Source organism: Pedobacter aquatilis, assembly GCF_030409415.1.
GTDB lineage: Bacteria > Bacteroidota > Bacteroidia > Sphingobacteriales > Sphingobacteriaceae > Pedobacter > Pedobacter aquatilis.
The window spans coordinates 192,671-206,363 of record NZ_JAUFPW010000036.1; the positions used below are offsets into that span (position 1 = coordinate 192,671).

Annotated in this window: 9 protein-coding genes; 2 read left to right on the forward strand and 7 right to left on the reverse strand. The window is 37.3% G+C overall.

Features of this window, described 5'->3' with window-relative positions:
• Window positions 1-1,044: 1,044 nt before the first annotated feature.
• From QWY86_RS19170 to QWY86_RS19200, 7 genes are all read right to left on the reverse strand, one after another.
• The gene (locus QWY86_RS19170; RefSeq protein WP_290244498.1) at window positions 1,045-1,884 is read right to left on the reverse strand and encodes an endonuclease/exonuclease/phosphatase family protein; all 840 of its coding nucleotides are present in this window, start codon (window positions 1,882-1,884) and stop codon (window positions 1,045-1,047) included.
• A 12-nt stretch (window positions 1,885-1,896) separates the two neighbouring features.
• Window positions 1,897-3,675, reverse strand: a complete 1,779-nt coding sequence (locus QWY86_RS19175; protein WP_290244500.1) for a RagB/SusD family nutrient uptake outer membrane protein — start codon at window positions 3,673-3,675, stop codon at window positions 1,897-1,899.
• A gap of 25 nt (window positions 3,676-3,700) precedes the next feature.
• A complete protein-coding gene (locus QWY86_RS19180; protein WP_290244501.1) occupies window positions 3,701-7,009 on the reverse strand; it encodes a SusC/RagA family TonB-linked outer membrane protein in 3,309 nt (1,102 codons plus the stop codon).
• 537 nt (window positions 7,010-7,546) lie between these two features.
• Window positions 7,547-8,335, reverse strand: a complete 789-nt coding sequence (locus QWY86_RS19185) for an SGNH/GDSL hydrolase family protein (protein WP_290244503.1) — start codon at window positions 8,333-8,335, stop codon at window positions 7,547-7,549.
• Between the two features lie 24 nt (window positions 8,336-8,359).
• Window positions 8,360-9,058 (reverse strand): DUF1826 domain-containing protein, encoded by a 699-nt coding sequence (locus QWY86_RS19190; protein WP_290244505.1) that lies wholly within the window; start codon window positions 9,056-9,058, stop codon window positions 8,360-8,362.
• Between the two features lie 8 nt (window positions 9,059-9,066).
• Window positions 9,067-9,696, reverse strand: a complete 630-nt coding sequence (locus QWY86_RS19195; RefSeq protein ID WP_290244507.1) for a class I SAM-dependent methyltransferase — start codon at window positions 9,694-9,696, stop codon at window positions 9,067-9,069.
• A 53-nt stretch (window positions 9,697-9,749) separates the two neighbouring features.
• On the reverse strand, window positions 9,750-11,126 hold the full coding sequence (locus QWY86_RS19200; RefSeq protein ID WP_290244509.1) for a YeiH family protein: 1,377 nt from the start codon (window positions 11,124-11,126) through the stop codon (window positions 9,750-9,752).
• Window positions 11,127-11,619: 493 nt separating this feature from the next.
• Between QWY86_RS19200 and QWY86_RS19205 the strand changes: the two genes are divergently transcribed.
• Both QWY86_RS19205 and QWY86_RS19210 read left to right on the forward strand, forming a co-directional pair.
• Entirely contained in the window at window positions 11,620-11,889 is a 270-nt protein-coding gene (locus QWY86_RS19205) for a hypothetical protein (protein WP_290244510.1), read from the forward strand.
• 108 nt (window positions 11,890-11,997) lie between these two features.
• The gene (locus QWY86_RS19210; RefSeq protein ID WP_290244511.1) at window positions 11,998-13,674 is read left to right on the forward strand and encodes a carboxylesterase/lipase family protein; all 1,677 of its coding nucleotides are present in this window, start codon (window positions 11,998-12,000) and stop codon (window positions 13,672-13,674) included.
• The last annotated feature ends 19 nt before the right edge of the window (window positions 13,675-13,693 follow it).

Genomic DNA, 13,693 nt, shown 5'->3' on the forward strand with positions numbered 1-13,693 from the left:
GTCCAAAGCTTCAGATTTTGCATTGGTTGAATGGCTAAAATTAAAATCAAATTTAAAAAATACTGAGTTGTTTTGCTGTGCTTTGCGGCTTGCTGGAAATTATCCATTTCGTCGGAACCCTTATTGGTATCTGTATGACCTTGCTGGCAATATGGAATAAGGAAATTCAAAGATTTTACTAGGCGTTCTAATTATATATGTCTTAGTCCAGTTTTTGCAAACTTATATATTGGAACTGCTGATTGTAGCGTGAGCAGGTAAATATAAATTCACTGTTTATAATACTATCAATTGTTTTGGGCAAATTTATATGGGGTGTTGCAGGTATGATTTTGGGCCACCCAATTTTGGAAATCATAAAAATTATTTGTGACAGGATAGTTAAGTAAAATCGGACACTGAAAAATATTTTAAAACTTGGGATATTAGCTGAGCCAATTCATTCTAAAATGTCCAGCCAACTTTTTTGACCTTAAATTAGGGCATGCGCTTGGGTCTATCGTCTCCTAGTATTGAAATTATTTCTTTTAAAAGGTTGCTCAGAATTAACACTACCAAAATAGTGTTAGTCAACAAATCAGCTAAATCCAATTCCTAAAACTGACTTTTTGAGTAGAATTGTCAGGATAAAGAAATATTAAAAATTAAGTATAAAATATCATCAAAATTGGTTCAGTTTTTGGCCTACTTCTTTCAAATTTAATTGATGAAAAAAGTTATCCCATTTTTGTTTGCCGCAGCCATTTCCACCATTGCAATACTTTCTTCCTTCACCTTGGCCGCACCCGAACTAGGCATATCAACTGCGCTACTAAGCTTGATCGCGACCGTATGGATTGTATCGTTGAATAAGGACAATAACCGATGCCTTTATTAAATTTGCATGAAAGTCAATTGTGCACTTTACTTTAAATCATCTTTAGCTGTTAGAGAAAAGTACCTACATGGCTCCCCATCGGTGTAAAATTTTAGTTGTCATAAAGCCTTAAACAACAAAAGGGTTGCCTAAGCATCCCCTTTGCTTTTACACATTAAGAATCTAGCTTATTTAAGCTCCACCTCCGCTAAAACCGGGAAATGATCAGAAGGAAATTTACCATAATATGTATCTGTTAAAATTCCCCACCTGCTGGCTGAAAACTGATTGGTCATAAAGATATGATCGATTACAGTTTGTCCTTTAGGCATTTTGAAACCATTGGCAGATGAGTTATTCGCATAAGGAAATTTGACTTTTGAATACACATCCGTTACCTTCCCTGAAGTGGCCAAACGCTGATACCATTCACTATCTCTACCACCATTAAAATCACCGGTTAGAAGTGTTGGGATCGATCCAGCAATTTCTGCAATCTTTAGCAAAATTAATTTACTGCTTTCCTGGCGGGCAACTTTACCCTGGTGATCATAATGAACATTAAAAACATAAAGCTGCTTGTTTGTTTTCAAATCCTGCAGGTAAACCCATGAACAAATCCGGTTACAGCAGGTCACATCCCAACCTTTACTAGGCTTATCAGGAGTTTCAGATAACCAGAAATCTCCGCTTTTAATTAATTTGAAACGGTCTTTTTTAAATAAAATAGCAGAATGCTCTCCCCCATCCTTGCCATCATCACGCCCTTTTCCATAAACATCATATTCAGGTAATCTGCTGCCAATATCTTTTAGTTGATTTTTTAATGCTTCCTGAACACCTAAAATATCAAACTTATGGAACCGGATAAGATTGGATACCACAGGTGCCCTTTCTACCCATAGATTTCCGCTATCCATTGGATTGTCATAGCGAATATTAAATGTACCAATTGTAATCTGCTGCGCTTCTACTGTTAGTGTTGCGAAGAAAAGCATGGTATTAGCCACTATTAATTTTATTTTCATATTTAATATCGTTTATTCCCAACCCGGGTTTTGTTTCAGATTTGGATTTCGTTGGAGGTCATTCAACGGAATAGGATAATAGTAATTACGTTCATTCCATTTTCTTGGAATTTCTTTCATCCAGGTTAATTCACCCGAGGTGCCATTTCTTAATAATTGAGAATTAACAGCCGTACCAATACTTGCTGAAACATCTACATAAGTTACCCCAGCAACAGCAGGTGTTGGTCTCGTGCCCTGATAAAAAGCCACATCCAGTATACCATCTTCATTTAAATCCATAGGCGCTACTAAAGATGGCACATAAAATCCGTTCCACTCCTGCTCCATAAGTGTACCTCTCTTCCACCTCAGGATATCCGCAAAGCGCAAACCTTCGAGACTTAATTCAATTCCTCTTTCCCTCCTGATTTCTAGCAAGGTGGCATCAGAAATACCAGGGAAATAATTTGCTATTAAGTAAGGATCAGCAACTGTAGGTTTTGCATTTAAACCACCAGTTATTCCTGCTCTTGCCCTTAATGCACCAATGGTGAGTGCCCAGTCTGCATCGGTTAAAGTTCCCAGTTCTGCCTTAGCTTCGGCAAAATTTAATAAAACTTCAGCATACCTGTACAAAGCAACTGCGTTTGTATTCAGAGCGCCTGCATCATAATATAAATCATCCAAAGTCCATTTTATAGGCTGATAACCGGTAAAAGTGTAAGAGAAGACTGGAGGAGCGGGAACCTGCTGTCCGTTACTGATTCGCTTATAATCTCCTAAACGGATGGTTTGCTTTAACCTTAAATCACGGTTCTTCACCTCATCCTTGAAAACCATTGTACGGTAAGCCGGGTCGTTGGTATAAGGGGTCCCATCCAATTTTAAATAAGTGTTAATGAATGTTCTGGTGAAACTTGCCTTTGCACCATAGGTTCCACTCGTCCACCACCAATTGGCCTCATTCAGAACACCCAGATTAACATCGGCAACTGCTGCCTGCAGAACTTCGTTGGCGACAGGGGTATTACTGGTAAATACCTGTCGATAAGATACACCTGGTCCACCAGCCGTATTTAGCGAAAACCCGCCATTCTTAATAATTTCCTCTGAAGCAGATGCAGATTCCTGTAACCAGCGATTTGCCGTGCCAGTCAAATTCAAATTAGTATGGTATTTCCTAAATGTTCCTTCAAAAAGACATAACCTCGATTTAAAAGCATGTGCCACCCATTTGGTAATGGTTGTACGGCTCGGGTCAGTAGTGGTTTGAATATTTGCGCAGGCAAAATTAATATCTGCCAATACAGAATCCATCACCGATTCCCTTTTATCACGCCCCCCAATTAAAGCCTGGTCATCAATATCTAGCGGTTTACCAATCCAGGGCACATCACCGAAGCGCTTTACTTTATCTAAGTAAAAATAGGCTCTGAAATAACGGGCTATGCCGAGGTAGTTATTCCTAACTGAAGCAGGGACAGCAGGGTCATTACAATTGACGATAAAATAATTAATGTTCCTCAAATCTCTCCAGCTCCACCCTGAACTATTATTAGCGCCGAATGCACCGTCCCGAATAAAATCTTGTACGGAACGTACCGCCAGATAATCAGACATTGCATCCTGACTTGTCGAGTTCTTAGGAAGGAAATCCATTCCATAAAATGAATTGGTATAAAGCTTTAGACCATTCTCTGTACCAAAAATAGCCTGTTTGGAAGCTGTAGACTGTGGCTGCTGATCAAGCTTTTTACAGGCTGCAAAACCAAGGCAACCTAATAAAATCAATATGTAATATTTTTTCATTTTTAAATTTTTATAAGCCAATAGCTTAGAATCCAACATTTAAACCAAACGAGAAGCTCTTCATTAATGGATAATTATAGCCATCTCCGTTTGTACTACCAGGATTCAAATCCCGGTCTGCAGGCACTGCATTTTCAACGTCAATGGTATTTTTTACGATCTTATACATCGGCGAGTAAGAAAACAGGTTCTCTCCTGAGAAGAATACTTTCGCAGTTCTGCCACCAATCCGGTTAATCCACTTACTTGGCAAATTATAACCTACCTGAATATTCTTCATTCTTAAATAAGCCACATTTTGCAAATAACGGGTTTGTGCTACCCCAAGGGTACGATTGGTGTTACTAGAGGCGGCTCTCGACATCGTCCTTGGAAAATAAGCGTCTGTATTTTGCGGCGTCCACATGTTACCTAAATGGAATGTAGGCACGTTATTGTATGGCCTGTTATACTGACCCCAGAACATTTCTGTTTCTGTACTAGGATACCATTGTTGCTTACCCACGCCTTGAAAGAAAACAGCGAAAGAGAAGTTATTCCAGTCTGCTCCAAGGTTAATGCCATACATATACCTTGGTGCCGAATTGCCTATAATACGTCTATCTCCAGATTTTCCGACTTTATTTTCGCCAACATTGATTAAACCATCGCCGTTTAAATCCCTTAATTTAATATCACCAGGAAACCATCTTCCGGTCGGAGAAGCCCTCATCTGCGGGTCTTGCTTGGCATGAGCAGCAATATCCGCTTCATCTATAAAGAAGCCTTCTGTTTCATAACCCCATATTTCGCCCAAGGTCTGTCCCTCATAATAATCGCTCAATAGCTTATCCGGGTTGTTATACTTATCGATTTTGGTTTTATTATCCGCAAGGGTTAACCTTACATTATACCTTACTGGCTTATCCCCTCTCCCAATTTTGTCGTTCCAGCTCACCGAAGCCTCCCATCCGCGTGTAGTTAAGTTGGCGTAGTTACCCTTAGGTACATCAGCCCCAAATACAGCCGGAGGTGTAAGTCCGGTGGTAAACATATCCGTAGTTTTTCTGCTGTAGGCATCTCCGGTAAAACTTAAACGGCCGGATAACATAGTTAAATCCAAACCAACGTTTGTGGTTGTGGAAGTTTCCCAGGTCAACCCATCAGGCAATACAGCAGGGTTGCGTGTTGTTTGTGGACGCGAACCATTTAAAATAACGCCAGACTGGCTAACATTAAAAATTTCCTGAAAAGCGTATGATGCAATATTGCCATTACCTAATGAGCCATAAGATGCCCTTACTTTTAAATCAGAAATAACCTTATCTGATACATTCCAGAAAGACTCCTTATTGATTCTCCACCCCCCCGAAACAGATGGAAAGAAACCATAACGCTGATTAGATGGGAATTTTGATGAGCCATCATAGCGGGCGTTAACTTCTAATAGATAACGGTCCTTGAAACTATAATTTAATCTTGAAAAACCACCCAGTATTACCCATTGCTCATAACCACCACCAGTAACTATGGATTGACCCAATGCCAGATTTAAATCTGTAGCATCTTCAAAAATAATCCCGTTACGCTGCACAGCGGTTCTATTGTAAGTTGATTGCTCATAGTTGTAGCCTACCATCGCCTTCAGGTAATGGTCAGTTCCGAAACGATTTTCATATTCAGCAAAAATATTAGTTGCCAAATAATTGGTTTCCCTTAAATCGAATGATAAGTCGTTTGTTGTGGTACCGATATAAGAAGTTACGCCACGCGAGTTGCTATATGGAACCTGAACTCTTTTCTGTTCGACATTATTATTTGTGTTTCTGAAAGTGAAGTCGGCGTTCACACGAAACTTATTGTCAAAGAAATTACTTCGTAATCCAGTAATGTTCCTAAATACCTGGCGACGGGTATCTATACCATTCTTACCGTAAATAAAATCACCAACAGTGTAAGCCGCTGCAAAAGTCAATGAACCATCAGGATTGAAAATTGGCATACTAGGTTTACCTTCATCTGCAATGTTTCTCCAGATACCGCCACCTTCACCAACATTTATTGGATTGTGGTAGTTCATGATAGAGTAATCTGCGTTATTTTCGATGCTAAGCCATGGAAATACCTGAACAGAACCTCTGGCTCTTATGTTTTTCATATCATAATCATCACTATTGTACTTGAATAAACCATCCTGATTTAAAAAACGACCTGAAACCAGGTAAGAGGCTTTATCACTTGCGCCGCTTACAGAAAGATTGTTTTCTATTGCAGCGGTATTCTTTTTATATAATTCAGCATAATAATCTGTGCTGCCATAATAGGTATACTCTCCGGTTGTTGGGTTAACTTCAATTTGATTATACGGCTGGCCGGATTCAGCCCTGCGCTTGAATTCGTCTAAATAAGCCTGAGAGAATTTCTGGGTTTTGTTGGCATTCTGTGGAAAAGCACCGTCACCATTTACAAATGCCTCCGCAAACATTTTTGCCCAGGTATATCCATCAGTTACAAAATCAGGAACCTGTAATGGACTTTTAATCGAATAGTTAGAAGAGAAGGCAACGTTAGTGCGTCCTTTTTCCGCTTTTTTAGTTGTAATTAAAATTACCCCAAATGCACCTCTAGCACCGTAAATTGCTGCTGATGCCGCATCTTTCAAAATTGAAACTGTTTCAACATCATTTGGGTTTAGTAGGCTTGGATCTCCTTCAAAGCCATCAATTAAAATTAATGCACTGCCACCCTGACCGATTGAGGTTGTACCACGAATGTTGTAACTAGGTGATTGCGTGGGCTTACCATCGAGCATTTTTAAGTTCAAGTTAGGAAGTAAACCTTGTAAACCTTGAGTCAAATTGGTAATCGGGCGGTTCTCGATATTTTTGGAAGTTATCTGATCAACTGCTCCAGTTGCATTTTCCCTTTTTTGCGTTCCATATCCCACTACAAGTACCTCATTCAAAGTACCTGACTCGCCCTTCATGGTAATATTAAGCGGTGTATTTTCATTCGCTTTTACCACGATTTTACTCAAAGAAACTGTAGCATAAGAAATAAAGGTAACCGTGATGTTATAGCTACCTGAAGGTACAGGAACTGTGAATGTACCATCTGGATTACTCTGGACAACCTTATTGATTTCCTTGATTAAAATACTGGCCCCAGGAAGTGGTTCGCCTTTCTCATCCACAACTTTACCGGATATCGTTCCCGATCCCTGTTTAGCATTTTCCAGAAATGTATTTCTTGAATACGAGGCCGCTAGCACAGGCACCGCAATCGCATTTGTAAGCAAGCAGGCTATAGATGAAAATAGCAAAATTCGCCTCACTTGCAGTAAAGGTTTTTTCATTAGTTAATTAATTTGTTTAGTTTAACTAAAAGGTTTTAGTTTTATCCCCTATGGATTTATTCCCAAAGTTATTCCGAGAATATGAAGCTAATGTTAAGCTAGTTTAACATCTTAACTTTTGTTTTTTTTGTTAATCAAAAGAAATTGTGGTCCATACTTCACCAATGAAAATCGATATCTGCTAGTATCTATGCAAGTAAAATATCTAGCAAATAATGTACGGAGATATTAAGATGGTTATGAATAAGATTATTGATTTCGATTGCTGTAATTGCACCTTAAGATTGGAGCAGTAAAATCTTTACAGTACTCATTAAATTAATAATTATTAAGCTGGATTTTTCATGCTAACTGAGACCGGGTGGCGATAATTGAGGCTAAGGGCTTATATATGTTTTGTAATTAATGTTGTAAGAAAACCAAATAAATACTTAAATTTCGAGAAAGATTACAGTGATCTATCGTTATAAAATTAACGTAATAGAACAGTTTGAAAAGCTTTTAATTGATAAAAATTTCAAACGTTTCTTCTTCAATTTATCGATATGTTTTTAAGAATTTCAAACGGCTGCTCACCTGTTTTAGCCATTCACGGGCCATTAATTCATGACCTGGTACTGTTGGATGAATCCCATCCCATATCCAGTAAGAATCCGGAGCCTTTTTGGAAGCTTCTTTAAACACTTTTTGGAAATCGACTACAACAGCGTCAAATTCTACAGCGAGCTTTTTCACTCGTGAAGCAAGTTCATTAACAATTGATTGATAACGCTCCCACTTTTCTTTTACTTTACCAACTGGCGCTAAAAAAGGTAGACAAAGAACGAGGAGTATTTGAGGATTTTGTTTACGAGCTTGTGCTAATATATCACGATAGGTAAGCTCAAATGCATCAATGTCCTTAATGTCTGATTCGGGCTTTTCCATCAGCTTTGCTGCATTATTAATGCCAACCAAAATACTAAGTAAGTTTGGATGGAGATCTAAGCAATCGGTTTGCCAACGGGCTTGAAGCTGACTTACCCGATTACCACTTATCCCCCTGTTGTAAAACAAAAGACTTGTTGAAGGAAAATCTGCACCCCAACGACTGGCTATTGAAAATGCGTAGCCATGCCCCATAATATGATTTGGGTCTGCATTTCTACCCCGGAGCCCATCAGTTATAGAATCTCCCTGAAATAAAACGGTCATGTCCTTCTTATCTTCAGATTGAAAAAAGGTTGAGCTTAAATGAGCTTTCGCACTTTTATTAAATAAGCTAAGCGATGCAGCGGTGAGCGTTGCAGACACAAGAAAAGTACGTCTGGATGAGTTATGTTTCATTTTATGTGGATTAATGTATCGAATTTAACAAATTAGGAGCAACCTGTATTCGCCATCATTTTCTTTTGGTGCCCGATGAACACATGGCAGCACCTGTTGACCAGGATAATCTACGGCAAGTTTCCAAAGATGACCAATACCCAAATTGGTCGGTTTGGCTTCGGGTTTAGGCTGATAATGCAAATCAAAAAAGTATTCCTTTAAAAAATCTTCAAATTCTATTTCTGCTCCACCATGTAACTCTTTAAGTTTTTGTCTTATTTCAGGGATAAGAATCTTCTGTTCAACCTGATTATTGGCTATAATATCGCTTGAAGCTCCATAATAAGTACATAAAAAAGTATCTGTATCAATGGGTGAACGATCGACGTGATAGGAATACACATCTGTTGATATAAAATCGAATTCTTCATCTCTTTGGTAATGCTTAAGCAGGTTTAGGCTTGGTGATGAGCCAAAATCCGTTAAAGATTTTATGTCGTTTAGGATAATATCTCTTGCCAATTTACCTTTTTCTGATAGTTGTAAGTCATGGAGTTCATCAATGGAGATTTCGGTTATGTTTTCTTTTAGCTGAAGTTTTAAACTGATTTCCTTAAAATCGCCAATTAAATGCCTTTGCCAGCATATTGCATTTATTTCATTCTGAAATTTTGTACTTGCAAGCGCTTCAAAAGATGAAACTATTTTTACTTGTCTATTCCCAAAGTTTTTATCATCCATAATTTGAATTAAGAATTTAGCTTTTGAATGCACCAAGTTGTCATACACCTTAAACCTTGAACGTTAGTCGTTTTGATTGGTTCGTAAAGCGCACCACCAAGATTATTGGTTAGCTCTAAAAGCATTTCTTCACTAACTAAAAATCTTTCCGTTTCATCCGGAAGAACATAACGCCCATCTCCAAGAGATTTAATCCCAGATTCTATTCCGATATCGGAAGCAAGTCTAACAAAAAGAAAACCGCCAGAATTTAACACACGCCACATGGAGTGAACCATTGCTTCGAAATGCTTTAGGTTATTTGCAAAATGCAAAACTGCACTGCTGATAACTAAATCAAAAGATTCATTAGCAAAAGGTAATGATTCTACATCGGCAACCATGAAATGCTCATGCAATGGTTCAGAGCAGAAATTTGAAGCCAACTGTTGAACAGCATTAATTGCTTCGGCACTTTTATCAATTCCATAAACATCACATCCCTGGCGTAAAAAGAATTCTAAATTTCTACCACTGCCACAACCCGCATCAAGGATGGTGTTGCAATCAGCATAAGTACCTTTCATCAGCTGGTCGAAAAGATAGATATCTATGTTTCCATAAATTTCTCGAATTTGCCTCGCTGTGTTCTTCATCATCGATAAATATAAAAGATTTTATTTATCAGGCATATTAGTTCTTTATTGATGCGTTATTTAAAATCTGGAACTGGGAATAAATAACCACCAAATAAAATGTACGACCATAAAAGTGTCCAGATGATGTTAAAAATTTGGGCAGTAACAAATGTAAGTGCAGGTTTTCCACCTTGTAATTTTACCAGTGATGAAAATTTAGCTTCCATACCAATTGCAATAAAAGCGAGTGCAAACCAAATGGTTCGGATGCCATTTAAAACCGGTGCAACGCTTTTTGCAGTTTCTACAGAGAGGAGAAAAGAAAATACAAGCGATGCACCAATAAAGCCCAAAACAAATTTAGGGAAACGTTCCCAAACAATTTTTAAACCCGGACTTTCGACCTTTATATTTTCTACTTCGGTTCCATCAGTTTTTGGCTTTTGGTAAGCCCACCAAATAGCAATAAAAAAAGCAGCAACCCCAATAAATACATTCTGGGAGAATTTAGCGATTACACCAGCTTTAACAGCTACAGGTCCAATCAAATCACCCGCAGCCGTTACAGTTGCAGTTGTATCTAATGTGCCGCCTAACCATGCGCCACCAATTACTTCCGGGATTTCGAAATACTTAACCACCCAGGGCAATATTATCATCATTGGGATGGCCATTATCAATACAAGCGTAGTAACGTAAGACAGTTTTCTCTTATCGCCATTTATTGCACCTGCTGCAACTATTGCTGCCGAAACTCCACAAATGGATACTGCTGAGGCTAATATAATTCCAAATTCATCATCAACTTTTAGCTTTCTGCTTAACCACAAAGAAAAAAACCAGACCGCACTAACAACGATTATAGCTTGAATAATTCCCGGTAAACCAGCTTTTATTAAGTCTGCTGAAAGTATAGTTGTGCCTAGTATAACAAGACCAGTTTTTATATAGAATTCTGAGCGAACAGCTTCTTTTAGCCAAGGTGGTAGCTTAAGAAGATTACCCAACAGTATACCGATTAATAAAGCAAACACAACGTATTCTAAGCCATAATAGGCTACATTCTTATTTCCGCCGATGATGAAAGATAGCGTGGCCAAAATGTAGATAAATAGAAAACCCGCAGCAAACCGGCGGATATTCCCTCCTGACAAGAAAATAGAAATTCCGGCTAATGCTAAAAAAGCAAAACCTGTTTTAACAATTGATAATAGATTACCTACGGATAGAATTTTTTCAAATAAATCTGCCTTGCTACTCCATTTGTAAACAGGCAAACTGAAACTTGAAGCATTTGCATTCAGCAAAAGTACAATGCCAATAATAAAAGCGCCTAAAATTAATGCCCACCAATCTTCGGTAATGGATTGTAAAAATGTTTTTTTATTTGGCGTAATGCCAGAATCTGTTAAAGCGCTGCTGTTTTCTAAATCTTGTTTTTCTGTCGGCATTTTATCTAAAGCTTGCTTAATCTAAATAGTGTTTATCAATTTCTATTGGAAAGAAACTGATTGATTTGATCAAAAAATAAAAATACTTGTAAAACAACAAATAATGTCTTTTGATTATATTTTGTTACACAAATAAATGCAAGATGGAATAATTTTTTAAATCAAGTTTTTTTCTGGAAAAATTAAAATTTTAATAAAAGCACAATTATATCTTTTCATTATTAAGATCAAGCTTCTTCTCTTTAATATAATCTTTTACTAAATCCTACTTTCCGGAAGAGAAGCCAATAATAGATTTTTGATTTGTAGTAACTTGAGTCAATTTTCCATCAATATAAATAGAATAATTTTCTTTTATTTCTTTCCTCATTGTAATTGCATTGATGGTTTTGACGTAATCAAGGTGAAGATACAACTGAAAAGATTACGATAAAATAAATAATTGCAACCTTTTCTAAAAACAATTGTTAAATAGTTTTACCTCTAAAAAATTATGGCAAGCAAAGAATATATATACATCCCTTTTAACCGTTCAGTTAATAATTATTTACACGAAATGGAATTAATTTCGGCAGATTTATTTCATGTAAAAACAGTTTTCAGTGCTGATAAAAAAACTTTAAACATCAAAACAGAACACGAAAATCTGGTTTCAATAATTATAAATCCAGTTTATGCAATAATTACAAAGCTCGCAGAAACGGATATTGCAAAAGAAATATATGATGTTATCACAAAGAATACTAAGCGGGTTTGTAACTAGAGTGTAAATCACACGTATCTTATTTGAACTTAGCTTTTTGTAAAATTTTAACCATAATTTAAGCTTCTTAAAGCTAAGATGTTAGTTTGCTTATATTTGAAACATAATATGAAGTTCCTCAAAAAAATTATGTTTCGTAATACGGTTAAAACTCTATTTCTAATTTTCTTTTTTTCTTTATCTAAAACTGCAATTGCTCAATCTTCTAAAGAGAAAATTCATGGAATCATTGTTACCACCGCGAGTGGAAAGTTAGAAGGTAGAACATTACAAAGTGGTGTACATACTTTTAAAGGCGTTCCGTATGCCGTTCCGCCTGTTGGAGATTTAAGGTGGAAAGCTCCGCAAGCATTAACTAATTGGAGTGGCGTTAAAAAAGCCATCAACTTTGGTCCTCGCCCGGTTCAAAAATCAGGTATTTTGTACGAGTTCCGCTCTGAGCAAATGAGCGAAGATTGCTTATATCTAAATATTTGGACCGCAGCAAATTCATCTGAAGAGCGTAGACCCGTTTATGTTTTTATACACGGTGGCTCCTTTATACATGGAGATGGTTCACAACCTGCATACGATGGCGAGAGCATGGCTAAGCAAGGTGTGGTTTACATTTCCATCAATTATAGATTAGGTGTTTTTGGATTTTTAGCACACCCTGATTTAAGTAAGGAATCAGAAAATGGTGCATCAGGAAACTATGGACTTTTGGACCAAGTTGCTGCACTAAAATGGATTAAAAAGAATATTTCTGCTTTTGGTGGAGACCCAGATAATGTAACCATTGGCGGAGAATCGGTAGGTGCTCAATCTATTAGTGCACACATGACATCGCCATTATCTAGGAATCTTTTTTCGGCTGCAATCGCACAAAGCAGTTCACTCCTCGATTCGAGAGGTTTAATTAAATCAAAAGCATCAGCAGAAAAATTAGGTGTAGAATTTTCTGAATTAACCAAAACATCATCAATTAAAGAAATGAGGCTAATTGATGAGAAAAAGCTTCTAAAAATCGCATCAAAAAACGACCCAAGGAGATTTAAACCCACAGTTGATGGATATTTTCTTAAAGAATTTCCTTTAAAAACTTTTGAAAATGGTAATCAGGCTAATGTGCCGTTGTTGGTTGGCTGGAATGCAGATGAAGTGCCATCTTTAGCTTTTTACAGATTAAAACGGGCTACGCCTGAAAATTTCGAGAAAAGGGTAAGAAAAATTTATGGAGATAAAGCAGATATGCTTTTACAATATTATCCGGTTAATACAAAAGCTGAAGCAAAAATTGCAGGCTCGAAACTTGGTAGTGATTGGCTTATAAATTATGGCTCTTGGCAACTTGCAGAATTGCATGCAAAGAAAAAAACAGCGCCGGTATATCGTTATCTTTTTGCACAACCTCATCCAGGCTTAACATCGAGAGCTATAAACGATGGTAGTTTTTTTCAGAAAATTTTAAAGAGATTAATTAATAGCGCTATTACAGGATCTGCATTTCATGCGGCAGAAATAGAATACGCATTAGGAAATTTAGATGTTCAGGATAATTACGCCTGGACGACTGATGATCATGTTGTTTCTAATCAAATGCAGGGCTATTTCGTAAATTTTATAAAAAATGCTAATCCGAATGGCAAAACAAAGAATGGATTAACTTTAGAAAAATGGCCTGAAATTAAATCCGGAAGTGCAACAAAATTCATGAAAATTGGAGTAAAAAGTGGAGCCGAGGTAGAAATTGATTCAAACAGAGCTCGTTATCTTCTGCTGCAAAAAATTGGCGTCGCCGATTAGTTCCATTATAGACTATTAT